This window comes from Pseudomonas sp. VE 267-6A, assembly GCF_024126555.1.
Taxonomy (GTDB): domain Bacteria; phylum Pseudomonadota; class Gammaproteobacteria; order Pseudomonadales; family Pseudomonadaceae; genus Aquipseudomonas; species Aquipseudomonas palmensis.
The window spans coordinates 1-17,362 of the sequence record NZ_JAMYBY010000018.1 but is presented as its reverse complement, the minus strand read 5'-3'; the positions used below and the strand labels follow the sequence as shown (position 1 = coordinate 17,362).

The following is a 17,362-nucleotide window of genomic DNA, read 5'->3' as shown; positions in this document are numbered from 1 at the left end:
CAGCAGTCCTCTAAGAAGGTTAATCACAAGGCTAGATCCTCAGGTGTGAATGTCATCTTGAATGAACGATAGGGATTGAATTCGCTCGGTTTCAAGCCCTGCATTTCGGTCAGGCGGCCAATGTTCTTGACCGCTGCTACCGCAGAAGCATCGAACGGACCATCACCACTGGAGCGTGCAACGCTCACCGTGGTCACGGTGCCATCGGGCAACATGCCAATCTGCAGGACCACCGTCATGTTCTTGCGTGCAGAAGGTGGGCGCGCCCAGCCTTCGGCTGCGCGGGCACGTATCAGGTCGTCGAAGTCGCCGGCCACCTGGTCACCCTGCTCGTCGGCCAGCGCCTGCTGCCGTTCGGTGGAGTCGGACAACAGCTCGGCCAGGGCCTGGGCTTTCTTGTCTTCCGCCGCCTTGCGCGCCGCTTCTGCTGACTTCTTCTTGGCCGCATCGGCTGCGGCTTTCTTCTTGGCATCCTCGGCGGCCTTTTTCTTGGCCTCTTCGGCTGCCGCTTTTTTCTTCGCATCCTCGGCTGCCTTTTTCTTGGCATCCTCGGCGGCTTTCTTCTTGGCGTCTTCAGCGGCCTGCTTCTTGGCCTCTTCTGCTGCCTGTTTCTTGGCCTCTTCCTCGGCTTTCTTCTTGGCGAGGTCGGCCTGCTGTTTCTCTTCGACCTTCTTGGCTTCCTCGGCTTTCTTGGCCGCGTCGGCCTTTTTGGCCTCGTCGGCTTTCTTGGCCTCGTCGGCCTTCTTGGCTTCGGCCGCCTCGCGGGCTTCTTCGGCCTTTTGAGCCGCCTCTTCTTTCTTTTGTTCCGCAGCCTTCACCGCTTCCTGCTTCTGCTGCTCGACCTTCTTCTGTTCCATCTGCTCGACTTCGGTCTGACGCGCCGCGGTTTTCTTCGCTTCACCCGCAATCTTCTGATTGGTCTGGGTGGTGGCCTGACTTTTGGACTTCAGCTGGTACAGGGTCGCCTGGACAATAGGCTTGGCCGGCGGCAGTTCCGGGGTCATGGCAAAGCTGACGAACAGCATGCCGAACACCAGAACGTGCAGCGCGATGGCCCAGACGCTGGGCCAGAAATAGCTTTCCGAGGCGGATGGCTCTCGCTGTTGCATCAGGGCGCCTCGGTAATCAGGCCAACGTTACCGACACCGGCCTTCTGCAACCCGCCCATGGCGCCCATCACCGCGCCATAGTCGACGGCCTTGTCGCCACGGATGAACACCTGGGTCTGTTTGCCCTGGTCACGTCCGGCCGCGATGATCTTGGTCACCGCGTCGGTCATTTGCGGCAAGGTCATGGCCTTGTCCATCTGCTTTTCGGTGTCGACTTCGCTGCCAAGGTTCCAGAAATAGGTCTTGTCGGCCTTGATCGAAATGGTAAGGATCTGGACGTTGTTGTCCTGCGGCAAGGCTTCGCTGGAAACCTTGGGCAGGTCGACCTTCACGCCCTGGTTGAGCATCGGTGCGGTCACCATGAAGATGACCAGCAGTACCAACATCACATCGATGTAGGGCACCACGTTCATCTCCGCGACCGGCTTGCGTTTGTGTCGAACTCGAGCCATGGGCTTTTACCTGATCACTCTTCGCTGGTGTGCACTTTACGGTGCAGGATGGCCTGGAACTCGTCGGCGAACGTGTAGTAGCGGCCGATCAAGACTTCACTGCGTGCAGCGAAACGGTTGTAGGCAATAACTGCCGGGATTGCGGCGAACAGGCCGATCGCGGTGGCGATCAGTGCCTCGGCGATACCCGGAGCCACAGTGGCCAGGGTCGCCTGCTGGGCCGAAGCCAAGCCGCGGAAGGAGTTCATGATGCCCCATACAGTACCGAACAGACCGATGTACGGGCTGGTGGAACCGACGGTGGCAAGGAACGGCAGGCTCTGTTCGAGCTTCTCTTCTTCACGCGAGATGGCCACGCGCATGGCCCGGCCAACGCCTTCCATCACGGCGTCAGGGTCGACACCCGGTTGCTGGCGCAGGCGCGAGAACTCCTTGAAGCCGGCACGGAAGACCTGCTCCACACCCGAGTCCGGGTCCGGGTTGCTGCCGGCCTGGCGGTACAGCTTGGACAGGTCGATACCCGACCAGAAGCGCTCCTCGAAGCTTTCCAGCGCACGACGACCGGCACGCAGCATGGTGCTGCGCTGAAAAATCATGATCCACGAGGTCACCGATGCGGCCACCAGAATCAGCATGACCAGCTGCACCACGATGCTGGCATTACTGACCAGGCTCCACATGGAGGTATGGTCGACGACGTTAGCTTCCACGCTTAATCTCCTGCAATTGTTTGGTTACCCGCACCATCCGCCGCCACAAAGGCTGCACGCAGCTCGGAAGGAATGGCCCGGGGTTTGAACGTATCGGCGCGCACACAGGCCACCAGGAACTGCCCCTCGCAGAGCAGCGTTGCATCACGCTCGCGCCAGACCTGCTGCACGAAGCGCAGGCTGGCACGATTCAATTCAAGCACTTGTGCGGTGACCCGCAATTCATCGTCCAGGCGGGCCGGCGCGTGGTAGCGCGCCTCGCTGGAATGAACGACGAACAAGGTGTTCTGTTCTGCCATCGCAGACTGGGCAAAGCCCAGCTCGCGCAACCGCTCGGTGCGGGCACGCTCCATGAATTTCAGATAATTGACGTAATACACCACGCCGCCCGCATCGGTGTCCTCGTAATAGACGCGACAGCGATGTGCGAACGACTCAACCCCATTTTGCGCGCGCATACTCTAGTGCTAACTCCTCAGCTTGCCAATCCGCCCCACCAACTGTTTTTAACGGATTATGTCGTATTGCCAGCGCGACTCATGCGTGTCCGCCGATAGGACCACGAAAACGCCGGATAAGTCTGTCATTCATCGGCCAGGTCGGAAAAACCCTCGCCGTTGACCGACTCGCCCATGCGGCCCGGAATGTTCAGGCCAAAGTGCAGGTAGGCGTGCCGGGTCACCACGCGCCCACGGGGTGTGCGCATGATGTAGCCCTGCTGGATCAGGTAGGGCTCCAGCACGTCCTCGATGGTGTGACGTTCTTCGCTGATCGCCGCCGCCAGGCTGTCAACACCCACCGGGCCACCGTCGAACTTCTCGATCATGGTCAGCAGCAGGCGCCGGTCCTGGTGATCGAAACCACGCTCGTCCACGTCCAGCAGGTTCAGCGCCAGGTCGGCGATGGCCTTGGTGATGTCACCTTTGCCACGCACCTCGGCGTAGTCGCGTACACGACGCAGCAGACGGTTGGCGATACGCGGGGTGCCGCGGGCGCGCCGGGCGATCTCGAAGGCGCCCTCGTCCTCGATCGGCAGGCCCAGAATCCCGCCCGAGCGGCTGACGATGGTGGCCAGGTCTGCGGTGTTGTAGAACTCCAGGCGCTGCACGATACCGAAACGGTCGCGCAGCGGATTGGTCAGCATGCCGGCGCGGGTGGTTGCCCCGACCAGAGTGAACGGCGGCAAATCGAGCTTGATCGAACGTGCGGCCGGCCCCTCGCCGATCATGATATCCAGCTGGAAGTCTTCCATGGCCGGGTACAGCACTTCCTCGACGATCGGCGAAAGCCGGTGAATCTCGTCGATGAACAGTACATCGTGGGGTTCCAGGTTGGTCAGCAGCGCCGCCAGATCGCCCGGACGCTCAAGGATCGGCCCGGAGGTGCTCTTGATCGAAACGCCCATCTCCTGCGCGATGATGTTGGCCAGGGTGGTCTTGCCCAGGCCCGGCGGGCCGAAGATCAGCGTATGGTCCAGCGACTCGCTGCGCCCACGTGCCGCCTGGATGAAAAGCGCCATCTGCTCGCGCACCACTGGCTGCCCGATGTACTCGTCCAGGCGCAATGGCCGGATCGCCCGGTCCTGGACCTCTTCGCGGTCGCGCCCGGTAGCGGCTATGAGTCGGTCGGCTTCGATCACTTAAATCATCCCCTTGAGGCTGCGCCGGATCAGCTCTTCGCTGCTCAGGCCCTTGGCATCGATGGCCGCCACGGCGCGGCTGGCTTCCTGCGGCTTGTAGCCCAGCGAGATCAGCGCGCTGACCGCATCGGTTTCGGCAGTGGAGGCACTTGCCACCGGCTGCGGGCCGTCGGACACCAGGGTAAACAGGCTTGGCGCGGTTTCCCAGGCCTTGAAGCGGTCCTTGAGTTCGACCAGCAGGCGCTCGGCGGTCTTCTTGCCCACCCCCGGCACCTTGACCAGCGCCGAGGTGTCCTGGGCCTGCACGCAGCGTATCAGGTCGTCGACCTCCAGGCCCGACATCAATGCCAGGGCCAGCTTGGGCCCTACGCCGTTGAGGCGGATCAGCTCGCGGAACAGCTCGCGCTCGCGCTTTTCGTGAAAGCCATACAGCAGGTGCGCGTCTTCACGTACCACCAGGTGGGTGTGCAGCGTCACTGCCTCGCCAACCTTGGGTAGGCGATACAGGGTGGTCATCGGCACCTCGAGCTCGTAGCCCAGGCCGTTGACATCGACAATCAGGTGCGGCGGCTGCTTTTCAGCCAGGGTACCGCGCAAACGTCCAATCACGTTCAGGTCCTTTATCCAGGGCGCCGGGGCGATCAAGCCCGCCATCAGCCGCCATGATTGCAAGCCGGCGGTGGCCGGCAAGCGAAATTGTGTTAACCGATGATGCTATCAGAGCCTTAGGCGGCCACTGCGGCTGCGTGCAGCGCCCAGCCCGTGCGGCACCAGGCTGGAACGGGTATGGGCATGGCACAGGGCGATGGCCAGGGCATCGGAGGCGTCTATCTGCGGCTTCTGGGTGAGCTTGAGCAGGTGCATGACCATCATCTGCACCTGTTCCTTGTTGGCCCCGCCCGTACCGGCGACCGCCTGCTTGACCTGGGTGGCACTGTACTCGGCGATCTCCAGGCCCTCTTCGACCCCGGCGACGATGGCGGCGCCGCGCGCCTGGCCGAGCTTGAGCGCCGAGTCGGCGTTGCGCGCCATGAACACCCGCTCGATACCCATGGTCACCGGCCCGTGCAACTGGATGATTTCGCGCACGCTGCGGTATACCACCTGCAGGCGCTCGGGCAGCTCGCCGCTGCCGGTACGGATGCAACCGGAGGCCACGTACTCGCACCCGCGCGCCGTGTGGCGCACCACACCATAGCCGGTAATCCGCGAGCCGGGGTCAATACCAAGAATCAGAGTCATATCGCCTGCGCAACCAGTGGCGCACCGGGGCGCCATTAAAAAGACAGAAGCCGGACCCGTCACGGGCACAAGGTGCCTGCGGACGAATCCGGCCTCGAGTACGCCAGAACTGAACCTTAGCCGAGTTGTTCCATGACTTCGTCAGGAATTTCGGCGTTGGAATACACATTCTGCACATCGTCCAGGTCTTCAAGCATGTCGATCAGCTTGAGCACCTTCTGTGCGCCCTCCAGGTCGAGTTCGGCGCTGGTGGTCGGCTGCATGACGATTTCCGCGTCCGCAGCCTTGAAGCCGGCAGCCTCCAGGGCAGTACGCACCGCATAGAAGCTGGCAAACGAGGTGAACACGTCGAACGAGCCATCTTCGTTGCTGACCACGTCGTCGGCATCGGCCTCCATCGCCGCTTCCATCAGCGCGTCTTCATCGACACCGGCGGCAAAGCTGATCTGCCCCTTGCGCTCGAACAGATAGGCCACCGAGCCATCGGTGCCCAGGTTGCCACCGCACTTGCTGAAGGCATGGCGCACGGCCGCGGCGGTGCGGTTGCGGTTGTCGGTCATGGCCTCGACCATGATCGCCACGCCGCCCGGGCCGTAGCCTTCGTAGCTGAGCTCTTCGACATTGTCAGCTTCGGTTGCGCCTGCACCACGGGCCACGGCGCGATCGATGATGTCGCGGCTCATGTTCGCGCCCAAGGCCTTGTCCAGCGCCAGGCGCAGGCGCGGGTTGGAATTCGGGTCACCACCGCCCTGCTTGGCGGCGACGGTCAGCTCACGAATCCACTTGGTGAAGATCTTGCCTCTCTTGGCATCCTGGCGCTCTTTGCGGTGCTTGATGTTCGCCCACTTGGAATGACCCGCCATAACTGACTCCAGAAATCCTTGAAACAAAACCACGCCCCCGCCAGAAGAAAACCTGGCGTGGGCAATCAATTCGGTATGCCGTAACGCAAAGGCGCATCCAAGTGGATGCGCCCCGGGCCCGCTTACTCAGCCTTGGGCTGTTCGCGCAGACGGATGTGCAGCTCACGCAGTGCCTTGGCATCGACCAGGCCTGGGGCCTGGGTCATGACGCACGCAGCACTCTGGGTTTTCGGGAAGGCGATCACTTCGCGAATCGACTGGGCGCCGGTCATCAGCATCACCAGGCGGTCCAGACCGAAGGCCAGGCCACCGTGCGGCGGTGCACCGAACTTCAGCGCGTCGAGCAGGAAGCCGAACTTCTCTTCCTGTTCCGCCGCCTCGATGCCCAACAGGCGGAACACGGCCTGCTGCATCTCTTTGCGGTGGATACGGATCGAACCGCCACCCAGTTCGGTGCCGTTGAGCACCATGTCATAGGCGCGCGACAGCGCGGTGGCCGGGTTGGCCTCCAGCTCTTCAGGGGAGCATTTTGGCGCGGTGAACGGGTGGTGCAGCGCCGTGAAGCTGCCGTCGTCGTTCTCTTCGAACATCGGGAAGTCGACAACCCACATCGGTGCCCATTCGCAGGTCAGCAGGTTGAAGTCGTTGCCGACCTTGATGCGCAGCGCGCCCAGGGCTTCGCTGACGATCTTGGACTTGTCGGCACCGAAGAACACGATGTCGCCATCGACCGCGCCCACGCGATCGAGGATCACGTTCAGGTTGGCCTCGGGGATGTTCTTGACGATTGGCGACTGCAGGCCCTCGACGCCCTTGGCGCGCTCGTTGACCTTGATGTACGCCAGGCCCTTGGCACCGTAGATGCCGACGAACTTGGTGTACTCGTCGATACGGCTGCGCGGCATGCTCGCCCCGCCCGGTACACGCAGTGCGGCAACGCGGCATTTCGGGTCGTTGGCCGGGCCGCTGAACACCTTGAAGTCGACCGCTTGCAGCTGGTCGGCCACATCCACCAGTTCCAGCGGGTTGCGCAGGTCAGGCTTGTCCGAACCGTAGCGGCGCATGGCCTCTTCGAAGGTCATGTGCGGGAATTCGCCGAACTCCAGGTCCAGGACTTCCTTGAACAGTTTGCGGATCATGCTTTCGGTCAGGCCCATGATCTCGGTCTCGTCCAGGAAGCTGGTCTCGATATCGATCTGGGTGAATTCCGGCTGGCGGTCGGCGCGCAGGTCTTCGTCGCGGAAGCACTTGGCGATCTGGTAGTAGCGATCGAAACCGGCCACCATCAGCAGTTGCTTGAACAGCTGGGGCGATTGCGGCAGGGCAAAGAAGCTGCCAGCGTGGGTACGGCTTGGCACCAGGTAGTCACGCGCGCCTTCCGGGGTAGCGCGGGTCAGGATCGGCGTCTCGACGTCGAGGAAGCCGTTTTCGTCAAGGAAGCGACGGATGCTGGTGGTGATGCGCGAGCGCAGACGCAGCTTCTCGGCCATCTCCGGACGACGCAGGTCGATGAAGCGATAGCGCAGGCGGGTCTCTTCACCCACGTCGGAGTACTCGTTGAGCGGGAACGGCGGGGTTTCCGCTTCGTTCAGCACTTCGAGCTCGTAGCCCAGCACTTCGATGGCGCCCGAGGCCATGTTGGCGTTGACTGCGCCTGCAGGGCGCGGACGCACCTTGCCGGTGATCTTCACCACGTACTCGCTGCGCACGCGGTCGGCGGCAGCAAAGCTTTCTGCGCGGTCCGGGTCGAACACGACCTGAGCCATGCCTTCGCGATCACGGATGTCGAGGAAAATCACCCCGCCGTGGTCGCGACGACGATGGACCCAGCCGCAAAGGGTAATTTCCTGACCTTCCAGGCTCTCGTTCAGTTGGCCGCAATAGTGGCTGCGCATCATGATGGTGGTTTCGCTTCTCGTCATTCGTGAATTCGGGTGTGGGCCTTGCCGGCCCCAGGGGGCCCATAGTGCAAGACCCTGGCAGTACAGTTCAACTCAGTCGGCCTTGTCGGCGCCCGCCAGGTTCTTTTTGGTGCCGGTCTTGAAGTCGGTTTCATACCAGCCGGTGCCGCCCAGGCGGAAGCCCGGGGCAGAAATCAGCTTCTTCAGGGCAGGTGCCTGGCAGGCCGGGCAATCGGTCAGCGGCGCTGCGCTGATCTTCTGCAGAACTTCCATCTGGTGGCTGCAGGAACCGCATTGATAGTCGTACAGGGGCATTGGCGTATCTCGTTGACCACTGCGCGGGCCGCGCCACGCAGCAAAAAGCGGGATTATATATGGTTAACCGGGGCTGTGCAGCCCGCCCGCCGTGCCAGCGCACGAATGGTTCAGGGCTTGGCGCCGCCCCCCAGCACGTAGACCACGCAGATCACCCGCACCAGGCCGCTGAAATTCTTGACGCCGCCGTGGCGAAGGTGGACTTCGCGGTCCACATGGGACAGCACCGCATTGACCGTACACCGGTTGGCGGCGGCAATGCGCTCGAGGATTTTCCAGTAGACCTCTTCCAGGCGCAAGCAGGTGGCGAAGCCGTTGAGTCGCACCGAACGCGACAGCGGGCGCGCCAGGCCCATATTGAAATCTGCCTGAAAAGGATCACCAGGGGCCATACGAAGTTGCTCGGCGGTGCATGCACGTTCATTCACGACTCGCGACATATTCATCCCACGCATTGACTGACAGGAAGTTCATCACCGGGATACTTGCTATCCAGGTACCTGCCTATGAAGCGCTGTTCATCGTATTGCAACCAGCAGACCGCGAGCCTGCGCAGCGTAGGAATAACCTTTTAGTTGAGTTCATGTACCACACCTGCTGAAACTGTTCCACGCCGGCCGCAGCACGCAGGAAGTACCCATTAAAAAGCCCGATTCCTCTAAGGAAGAATCGGGCTTGCGTCTTTCAACAGGCGCCTTTACAGGCGCCGAACACTCACTTGGCCAACAGCGAGCGCAGCATCCAGGCAGTCTTTTCATGGGCCTGCATGCGCTGGGTCAACAGGTCGGCGGTCGGCTCGTCGCTGACCTTGTCCAGCAACGGGAACAGGCTGCGCGCGGTACGCACCACGGCTTCCTGGCCATCGACCAGTTGCTTGATCATCTCTTCAGCCGCCGGCACACCTGGCTCCTCCTTGATCGAGGACAACTTGGCGTAGGTGGAATAAGTACCCGGCGCCGGGAAGCCCAGTGCACGAATTCGCTCGGCGATGGCATCGACTGCCAGGGCCAGTTCGTTGTACTGGCCTTCGAACATCAAGTGCAGTGTATTGAACATCGGCCCGGTCACGTTCCAGTGGAAGTTATGGGTCTTCAAGTACAGTACATATGTATCCGATAACAGATGCGACAAGCCGTCAACAATGGACTTGCGATCTTCTTCACTGATACCAATATCAATTGCCATGTACATTTCCTTCCTGTGATGTCAGTTCAACATGCTGGAAGCACTGTACCAAGAGTTGCGCGTGCCTGCAGCTCCGATTGCCGGTCTGGCGTGCGACACAGGGCTGCAGCCGCGCGGCCCGTTTGGCCCGCTGATTTGAGAAGCACCCGGCTTTGCTGTTAAATAGGCACTGTGCCGTCATTGCGCATTTTTTGTGCAATGGCGCATAGGCTGCAGCCACGCTTTGGCGACTCATCGGTAACCGCGCACCGTGGGTTCAGCTCTTCCTGTGATATGCCTGAATAAAATGTGAGCCAAACCACCATGTTCAAGATCGTTCACCTGTTGACGGGCGCAGCTGCCTTGCTGCTGTCCCTGATTCCTAGCCTGAGGGGCGAAGCTGTCCCTTTCCTGCAACAACCCGATGCCATCTACCTGGCGCTGTTCGGGCTGCTCAACCTGATCCTGGTGCCTGTGCTGCCAATGCACTACCGCGGCGCGCGCCAGTACCTGCAACACACTGCCAGCGCGCTGCTGGTGCTTGCAGTGGTATTGCAAGCGGTCACTGTGCTGCTGCGCCCGGAGCTGGGCAATGTCGCGGCCATGGTCTGCGCCCTGCTGGCCGTGCTGCTGCATCTGGTGGCGGGCCTGGCCAAGGTTGGCCGTGCGCGCAGCCAGGCACCTGCCTACGACATGAGCAACCGCGACACGGGCACCGTGAAGTGGTTCAACACGTCCAAGGGCTTTGGATTCATTTCGCGGGATTCCGGCGATGACATCTTCGTGCACTTCCGGGCCATTCGTGGCGAGGGTCACCGGGTGCTGGTGGAGGGTCAGCGTGTGGAGTTTTCGGTGATGAACCGGGACAAGGGCCTGCAGGCCGAGGATGTGATTGCGGCACCGCGTCGCTGATCCTAGCGTGAAGAACCGCGACGGCCACTCGGCCGATCGCGGTTTTTTTACGCCTACTCACCCGCCCTGCTCTGCTGTCGATCTGCACTGAGCCTTTAAGCCCGCTGCGCGAGGCGCATGCATCAATAGTGCGGGGGCGGCGCTTCTTCCTCGTTGGACTCGTACTGCCCCACCATCTCCTCATAACGCTTGAGCAGCGCGCCCATCTGCAGCTGCAGCCGTTCAACCACCCGCTGCTGCTCCACCAGCACATCGTTCAGCGCCAGCAGCGTATCGTCCTGAAATGCCAGACGACTCTCCAACTCGGTTACCCGTGCTTCCAGGGTCATGATTCAAGCCTCGATCGGTTGAAGATAATCACCAAGCTCACGCTCGACGATGCGGCGCACATGAGCCAGCGCCTCGGCTGTATAAACCAGCGCCGGCACGCGCCCCCACACCGGGCCAGGCCATGCCACATCGCTCTGGCGTCGCACGATCACATGCATGTGCAACTGGCTCACGACGTTGCCCAGGGTCGCGACATTCATCTTGTCGGCATCGAACAGCCCGTCGAGCAACTTGGCCAGCAACGTGGTCTCTTGCCAGAGTTGCTGCTGCGCCTCTTCATCAAGTTCGAATACTTCGCTGACAGCAGGACGCCGCGGCACCAGAATGAACCACGGATAGTTAGCATCCTTACTAAGTAACAAGCGACAAAGAGGTAAGTCCCCCAACGCAATCGTGTCTTGTTGCAAACGTGAATCAAGAGCAAACACAGAACAATCTCCTCGCACCTTTCAATCCCGATACCTGCACCCGGCAGGTGATTGACGCAAGGATACTCCCGATTGGAGTCACAGGCATGAGTACATGGCGCTCCATCCCGGGGCAGGCAGACCACACTGCACGCAGGAGGTCCGCTCACGCCGGTAACAAAACGCTACTTTTCGCACCAAAATAGCGCCTCGCGAACACAATCAGCACCGCCTCCTACCGAAAACTACTCACTTGTCCTACAAGCCGGTAACGTTTTGACTTCAAAGTCGATTTTTTGCTTATTCCGCGACGGCATCGACCCTCAAACCAAAAGATCTGTACACCCCCGGTTTTCGGGCACCACGCGCCCTTTGGCCAACGAAATGTGAAAATTTCATCAACGCACCGCGCAATTGAGCACGCTTGTTGCATTCATCTCTGCCCAACGTCGGCATGGCGCCTGCATAAGCAAGCCAAGTGCGACAAATAACAACAGCTGCAGGGGCAACCAGGGAGTTTTGGCATCAAAGGCTTGGCGTGATTGCGCTGCCTTTGCTGCTCTGCGAAACAGCGCTGTAGTTGAACGCACCGGTCATGCCGGGGCGTAATTTGCGACAGGGATTTAACCGTTTGCGACGGGACCATAAAGTTAATGAAAGGTTCCTTTCGCAAGTATCGCCAACGACAGTCAGCGTGATATACATTTCGCCGACTCAAAAAAGAAAGAGCCGCCCCATAAAAAAACCAGGGGGCAAGGCCGTAATCTTCCAAAACCAAAGGAGCAAATCACGATGCGCGTGATGAAGTGGAGCATAATCGCCCTGGCCGTAGCGGCAGGCACCTCGCAGCTGGCCATGGCGTCTTCTCAGGATGAATCCAAGGGGTTTGTAGAAGACAGCAGCTTGAACGTCAAACTTCGCAACCTGTACTTCAGCCGTGACTACCGCAACGTCCCCAACACCGAGCAGAGCCGCGCTGCAGAGTGGGGCCAAGGCTTCATCGGCACCTTCGAATCGGGCTTCACCCAAGGCACCATCGGCGTCGGCGTCGACGCAATCGGCATGCTGGGTCTGAAACTGGACGGCGGCAAGGGCACTGCCGGCACCGGCCTGTTCCCGACCGGCTCCGACGAACGCTCGCAGGACGACTACTCCAAAGGCGGCGCAGCCATCAAGTTCCGGATTTCCGACACCGTCCTGAAAGTGGGTGACCAGTTCACCTCGCTGCCAGTGCTGGCCACCGACGACAGCCGCTTGCTGCCTGAAATGGCCCAGGGCGCGTTGATCACCAGCAACGAAATCAAGGGGCTGACGCTCAACGCCGGTCGCTTCACCAGCATCACCGCACAAGACCAGACCAACCGTGACGGCGGCATCCACCTGACCAAGGCCGACGTACTGGGCGGCACCTACGCGTTCAGCGACGAGCTCAGCACCAGCCTCTACTACTCCAAGGTCGAAGACTACTGGCGCAAATACTACGCCAACGTGAACTGGAGCCTGCCGATCAACGACGAGCAGGGCCTGGTGTTCGACTTCAACTTCTACAACACCAAGAGCACCGGCGCCGCGCTGGAAAAAGCCTACGACGGCGACAAGATCGACAGCCGTGCATTCAGCCTGTCCGCCGCCTACACCATCGGCGCGCACACCTTCACCCTGGCGCACCAGCGCATCAGCGGCGACGGCGGCTACGCCTACGGCGTCGACGGCGGCGGTACCGTGTTCCTGGCCAACTCGGTGGCACGTTCGGACTTCAACTCCGAAGACGAGAAATCCTGGCAGGCTCGCTACGACATCAACATGGCCACCTTCGGCGTACCGGGCCTGAGCTTCATGACCCGCTACATCCGTGGTACCGATGCCAACGTTTCCTCCGGCAACAACGGCAAAGAGTGGGAACGCGACATCGAAGCCAAGTACGTACTGCAGGAAGGCCCGGCCAAAGACCTGAGCTTCCGCGTTCGCCAGGCCACCTACCGCTCCAGCGATGCGGTGTACAACAACTCGTCGCCTTCGATCGACGAACTGCGCCTGATCGTCGAGTACCCGCTGAGCATCCTGTAAGCCTTCCGGCTCACGGACCCCAGCTCGAAAAAGCCCGGCCCTGCCGGGCTTTTTCTTTTGTGTTGATGCACTTGGCGCAGTTTCCCGCGCCACCATCCTATACGTCACCGAATCGCCCCCGTACAATGCGGGGTCATTTCAGTTAAGCAACCGACAACGGCCTACCATGCGCACCAGTCAATATTTGCTCGCCACACAGAAAGAAACCCCTTCCGACGCGGTCGTCATCAGCCACCAGCTCATGCTGCGTGCCGGCATGATCCGCAAGCTCGCATCCGGCCTTTATACCTGGCTGCCGATGGGCCTTCGCGTGATGCGCAAGGTCGAAGCCGTGGTACGCGAGGAAATGAACGCCGCAGGCGCCCTGGAAGTGCTGATGCCGGCCATTCAGCCCGCTGAACTGTGGCAGGAGTCCGGCCGCTGGGAGCAGTACGGCCCCGAGCTGCTGCGCTTGAAGGACCGCCATGGTCGCGAGTTCTGCGTGGGGCCTACCCACGAAGAGGTCATCACCGATCTCGCGCGCAACGAGCTGAGCAGCTATAAACAGCTGCCACTGAACATGTACCAGATCCAGACCAAGTTCCGCGACGAGATCCGTCCGCGCTTCGGCCTGATGCGCGGTCGCGAGTTCATCATGAAGGATGCCTACTCCTTCCATGCCGACCAGGCGTCCCTGCAACAAACCTATGACCGCATGCACCAGGCGTACTGCAATGTGTTCACCCGCCTGGGCCTGGATTTCCGCCCCGTGCAGGCCGACACCGGCTCGATCGGTGGCAGCTGGTCCCACGAATTCCACGTGCTGGCCGAGTCCGGTGAAGACGACGTGATCTTCAGCGACAGCTCCGACTACGCCGCCAACATCGAGAAGGCCGAAGCGATCCCGCGGGAAACCGTGCGCCCTGCCCCCACCGAGGAGCTGCGCCTGGTCGATACCCCGGACGCGAAAACCATCGCCGCCCTGGTCGAAAACTACGGCGTGCCGATCGAGCGCACCGTCAAGACCCTGATCGTGCATGCCGCCGAAGAAGGCAAGCTGATTGCCCTGATCGTCCGTGGCGACCACGAACTCAACGAAATCAAGGCTGCCAACCTGCCACAGGTGGCCAGCCCGCTGGTGATGGCCAGCGACGCCGAACTGCGCGACGCCATCGGCGCCGGCGCCGGCTCCCTGGGCCCGCTGAACCTGCCGCTGCCGTGCATCATCGACCGTTCCGTGGCCTTCATGAGCGACTTCGGCATCGGTGCCAACATCGACGACAAGCACTACTTCGGCGTGAACTGGGAGCGCGACCTGCCCGTACCGGAAATCGCCGACCTGCGCAACGTGGTAGCCGGCGACCCGAGCCCGGACGGCAAGGGTACGCTGATGATCAAGCGCGGCATCGAAGTCGGGCACATCTTCCAGCTGGGCACCAAGTACAGTGAAGCACTCAAGTGCCAGGTGCTGGGCGAGAACGGCAAGCCGGTGACCCTGGCCATGGGCTGCTATGGCATTGGTGTTTCGCGCGTGGTCGCCGCTGCCATCGAGCAGAACTACGACGACAAGGGCATCATCTGGAGCGATAGCCTCGCGCCATTCCAGATCGCCCTGGTACCGCTGCGCTACGAAACCGCCGAAGTGCGCGAAGCCACCGACAAGCTCTACGCCGAGCTGACCGCCGCCGGTTTCGAAGTGCTGCTGGACGACCGTGACAAGAAAACCAGCCCGGGGATCAAGTTCGCCGACATGGAACTGATCGGCATCCCGCACCGCATCGTGGTCAGCGACCGGGGCCTGGCCGAAGGCAACCTGGAATACAAGTACCGCAAGGACAGCGAGGCCCAGGCCTTGCCCGTGGCCGAGGTGCTGTCGTTCCTGCAAGCCCGTATTCGTCGCTGATAGCCAACACAAGAGTAGCCATGTTCAAGCGAATCACCTTCGGAGGCGCCGCCCTGTGCGGCGCCGTGCTGCTCAGCGGCTGCGCCAACCAGATGTCCCAGCGCAGCGAGCATGAGGAGCGGATCGAGCGCAAGCTGCTCGAGCACAGCCTGCAGATCGATGTCGGAGAGCCCAAGGTACTCGAGCTGCCGCAACGGCGCGTGCGCGTTCACGAACAGAAGAACTTCGAAGTCACCGAATTCGAAGTGACCCGTCGTTATGATCGCTACACGCCCTACCAACCCTGGCGCGAAATCTACGAGATCCCGCTGGGCGCAGTGGCCGTGGTTGCCGGTATCGGCGCCAATGTGGTCAATGTGTTCGCACTGGGCAACCTGCCCGACAGCGTGACCCATGACTGGCTCAGCTATGGCGTGGCCGGGCTCAACCCGTTCATGAACGTGCAGTCCAACGGCCGCGCACAACAGAACCTGGCCAGTATCAGCGAAGTGCAGAAGGACAAACGCCAGGAGTACACCAGCCTGCCGTGGGGCGAACGCCCGGTCGAGGTCAAGGCTGGCAAGCTCACCCACGAGCTGACCACCGACCGCAATGGTGTGTTGCGCCTGAACCTGCTCGACAGCCCGTTCACCGAACAGAACCTGACCCAGGTGGGCACCTTGCACCTGGCCGTGGCCGATGAAGAAAACAACGTGCGTGCCGACGCCAGCCTGCTGCTCAGCCCAACGCTGCGCGGCAAACTGGTCGAAGCCCATGAGCTGATCTACGACGACCTTGAAGACGACGAGGTGGGCGAGTGGGTGCACCGGGTCAAGCGCTTGTCCGAACTCGGCCTGGAAGAGGAAGCCAGCGAGCTGGAACAGAGCCTGATCGAGCTGACCCGCAATGATCCGGAGCTGCAACAGGAGTTTCTCAAGGCGCTGACCAGGGATGCCGGCCGCCTGGTGGCAGACCCCGGCGCGAAGTAGCTCCAGCACCATGAACGCCAGGCATCGACCACGATGCCTGGCGTTTCACTCGGGCGTGAACAGCTCCAGCTGAACATGCGCCCCACGCAAGTCGTGCAACCGCACGCCAATTCCCAGCAACCTGACCGGCTTGGCGCCACGCGCGAAAGCCTGGCTGAGCAGTTGCCGGTAGCTTTCAAGATCACGCCCCGCCCCCGCCTGCTCCAGGGTGGTCTGGGTGAAGTCATGGAACTTGACCTTGACGAACGGCTTGCCCGGCCGGTAACTGTCGTCGATCCGGGCCATGCGACCGCCCAGCGATTCCAGCAGTTCAGGCAGTTTTTCAAGGCAGCTGGCCAGGTCCGGCAGGTCGCTGTCGTAGGTGTTCTCGACGCTCACCGACTGGCGCCGGCTGTCGTTGTGCACCACCCGCTCGTCAATGCCGCGCGCCAGCCCGTAAAGACGCTCGCCGAAACTGCCGAACTCGCGGACCAGGGCCAGGCGGTCCCACTCGCGCAGATCCTTGCAATCGACAATGCCCAGGCGCCCCAGCTTGTCAGCCGTGACCTTGCCAACCCCATGCAGCTTGGTCACTGGCAAGCAGGCGACGAAGTCTTGCACCTGTGCCGGGGTAATCACGAACAAGCCGTTGGGTTTGCGCCAGTCACTGGCAATCTTGGCCAGGAACTTGTTGGGCGCCACCCCCGCCGATACCGTGATGTGCAGGCGCTGGGACACCCGCCGGCGAATGTCGTCGGCAATGCGCGTGGCACTGCCGGAAAACTTCGGGCTGTCGGATACGTCCAGATAGGCTTCATCCAGCGACAATGGCTCGATCAGCTCGGTGTACTCGCGGAAGATGTTGTGAATCTCCCGCGAGGCTTCCTTATAGGCATCCATGCGCGGCTTGACGATGGTCAGGTCGGGGCACAGCTTCAACGCGTGGTGCGACGACATCGCAGAGCGTACGCCAAAGGCCCGCGCTTCGTAGTTGCAGGTAGCAATCACCCCGCGCCGGTCGGCCGAGCCACCCACGGCCAGAGGCTTGCCGGCCAGCCGCGGGTCGTCGCGCATCTCGATGGCTGCGTAGAAACAGTCGCAATCGATGTGGATGATCTTGCGTTGGGACATGGATGACCGTTAACACCGTTGATTCGTACGCGCAGTATCTCACTCGTCACCACCGGCTGCACCCTGCACCCGTCACCCCGGGCAAATGCCCTGCAGCCCCCGCCTTAGCGCGCCCGCAGCCAGATCACAAACGCTAAGCAATTGAACAAAAAAGGATTTCTGGATTTTAGCGGTTGACACGTTCTGAGATATCTGTAGAATCCACTCCACAGACGCGGGATGGAGCAGTCTGGTAGCTCGTCGGGCTCATAACCCGAAGGTCGTCGGTTCAAATCCGGCTCCCGCAACCAA

19 protein-coding genes and 1 tRNA gene are annotated in these 17,362 nt (G+C 61.4%); 5 read left to right on the top strand and 15 right to left on the bottom strand.

The genetic code is table 11. The features are described 5' to 3' along the window. Window positions 1-23: 23 nt before the first annotated feature. From tolA to NJH59_RS20015, 12 genes are all read right to left on the bottom strand, one after another. Entirely contained in the window at window positions 24-1,109 is a 1,086-nt protein-coding gene (gene tolA / locus NJH59_RS20070; protein ID WP_043864239.1) for a cell envelope integrity protein TolA, read from the bottom strand. After that, window positions 1,109-1,561, bottom strand: a complete 453-nt coding sequence (gene tolR / locus NJH59_RS20065; protein WP_043864240.1) for a protein TolR — start codon at window positions 1,559-1,561, stop codon at window positions 1,109-1,111. The genes tolA and tolR overlap by 1 nt, the downstream gene beginning before the upstream one ends. 14 nt (window positions 1,562-1,575) lie before the next feature. After that, window positions 1,576-2,271 (bottom strand): protein TolQ, encoded by a 696-nt coding sequence (gene tolQ, locus NJH59_RS20060; RefSeq protein ID WP_043864241.1) that lies wholly within the window; start codon window positions 2,269-2,271, stop codon window positions 1,576-1,578. Window positions 2,272-2,273: 2 nt separating this feature from the next. Further along, window positions 2,274-2,729, bottom strand: coding sequence for a tol-pal system-associated acyl-CoA thioesterase (gene ybgC / locus NJH59_RS20055; protein ID WP_043864242.1), 456 nt, complete (start codon window positions 2,727-2,729; stop codon window positions 2,274-2,276). 125 nt (window positions 2,730-2,854) lie between these two features. Further along, on the bottom strand, window positions 2,855-3,910 hold the full coding sequence (gene ruvB / locus NJH59_RS20050; RefSeq protein WP_043864243.1) for a Holliday junction branch migration DNA helicase RuvB: 1,056 nt from the start codon (window positions 3,908-3,910) through the stop codon (window positions 2,855-2,857). Next, complete coding sequence (gene ruvA / locus NJH59_RS20045; protein ID WP_043864300.1) at window positions 3,911-4,519, bottom strand: Holliday junction branch migration protein RuvA; 609 nt, start codon at window positions 4,517-4,519, stop codon at window positions 3,911-3,913. A 108-nt stretch (window positions 4,520-4,627) separates the two neighbouring features. After that, the gene (ruvC, locus tag NJH59_RS20040) at window positions 4,628-5,152 is read right to left on the bottom strand and encodes a crossover junction endodeoxyribonuclease RuvC (protein ID WP_043864244.1); all 525 of its coding nucleotides are present in this window, start codon (window positions 5,150-5,152) and stop codon (window positions 4,628-4,630) included. A gap of 116 nt (window positions 5,153-5,268) precedes the next feature. Continuing rightward, window positions 5,269-6,015 (bottom strand): YebC/PmpR family DNA-binding transcriptional regulator, encoded by a 747-nt coding sequence (locus NJH59_RS20035; protein ID WP_043864245.1) that lies wholly within the window; start codon window positions 6,013-6,015, stop codon window positions 5,269-5,271. 122 nt (window positions 6,016-6,137) lie between these two features. Beyond that, entirely contained in the window at window positions 6,138-7,913 is a 1,776-nt protein-coding gene (gene aspS, locus NJH59_RS20030; protein WP_043864301.1) for an aspartate--tRNA ligase, read from the bottom strand. Between the two features lie 96 nt (window positions 7,914-8,009). Further along, complete coding sequence (locus tag NJH59_RS20025) at window positions 8,010-8,231, bottom strand: FmdB family zinc ribbon protein (protein WP_043864246.1); 222 nt, start codon at window positions 8,229-8,231, stop codon at window positions 8,010-8,012. A gap of 110 nt (window positions 8,232-8,341) precedes the next feature. After that, window positions 8,342-8,671, bottom strand: coding sequence for a ribbon-helix-helix domain-containing protein (locus NJH59_RS20020; RefSeq protein ID WP_054914974.1), 330 nt, complete (start codon window positions 8,669-8,671; stop codon window positions 8,342-8,344). Between the two features lie 274 nt (window positions 8,672-8,945). After that, a complete protein-coding gene (locus NJH59_RS20015) occupies window positions 8,946-9,416 on the bottom strand; it encodes a Dps family protein (protein ID WP_043864248.1) in 471 nt (156 codons plus the stop codon). Between the two features lie 303 nt (window positions 9,417-9,719). On the opposite strand from NJH59_RS20015, the gene NJH59_RS25530 reads away from it, so the two are divergent. Then, entirely contained in the window at window positions 9,720-10,307 is a 588-nt protein-coding gene (locus tag NJH59_RS25530; protein ID WP_043864302.1) for a cold-shock protein, read from the top strand. Between the two features lie 122 nt (window positions 10,308-10,429). Here the strand turns inward: NJH59_RS25530 and NJH59_RS20005 are convergent, their stop codons facing one another. After that, window positions 10,430-10,636 carry a SlyX family protein gene (locus NJH59_RS20005; RefSeq protein WP_043864249.1) on the bottom strand — a complete coding sequence of 69 codons (207 nt, stop codon included), beginning with the start codon at window positions 10,634-10,636 and terminating at the stop codon, window positions 10,430-10,432. A gap of 3 nt (window positions 10,637-10,639) precedes the next feature. Next, on the bottom strand, window positions 10,640-11,065 hold the full coding sequence (locus NJH59_RS20000; protein WP_043864250.1) for an HIT domain-containing protein: 426 nt from the start codon (window positions 11,063-11,065) through the stop codon (window positions 10,640-10,642). Between the two features lie 771 nt (window positions 11,066-11,836). Between NJH59_RS20000 and NJH59_RS19995 the strand changes: the two genes are divergently transcribed. The 3 genes from NJH59_RS19995 (at window position 11,837) to NJH59_RS19985 (ending at window position 15,961) form a co-directional block, all read left to right on the top strand. Continuing rightward, window positions 11,837-13,111: an OprD family porin gene (locus tag NJH59_RS19995; RefSeq protein ID WP_043864251.1), complete on the top strand. Its 1,275-nt coding sequence runs from the start codon at window positions 11,837-11,839 to the stop codon at window positions 13,109-13,111. Window positions 13,112-13,277: 166 nt separating this feature from the next. Further along, complete coding sequence (locus tag NJH59_RS19990; RefSeq protein ID WP_043864252.1) at window positions 13,278-14,993, top strand: proline--tRNA ligase; 1,716 nt, start codon at window positions 13,278-13,280, stop codon at window positions 14,991-14,993. Between the two features lie 20 nt (window positions 14,994-15,013). Then, window positions 15,014-15,961, top strand: coding sequence for a hypothetical protein (locus tag NJH59_RS19985; protein ID WP_253087227.1), 948 nt, complete (start codon window positions 15,014-15,016; stop codon window positions 15,959-15,961). A gap of 45 nt (window positions 15,962-16,006) precedes the next feature. Here the strand turns inward: NJH59_RS19985 and dinB are convergent, their stop codons facing one another. Beyond that, the gene (gene dinB, locus NJH59_RS19980) at window positions 16,007-17,071 is read right to left on the bottom strand and encodes a DNA polymerase IV (protein WP_043864254.1); all 1,065 of its coding nucleotides are present in this window, start codon (window positions 17,069-17,071) and stop codon (window positions 16,007-16,009) included. 213 nt (window positions 17,072-17,284) lie between these two features. Between dinB and NJH59_RS19975 the strand changes: the two genes are divergently transcribed. Continuing rightward, window positions 17,285-17,361, top strand: a tRNA-Met gene (locus NJH59_RS19975). The last annotated feature ends 1 nt before the right edge of the window (window position 17,362 follow it).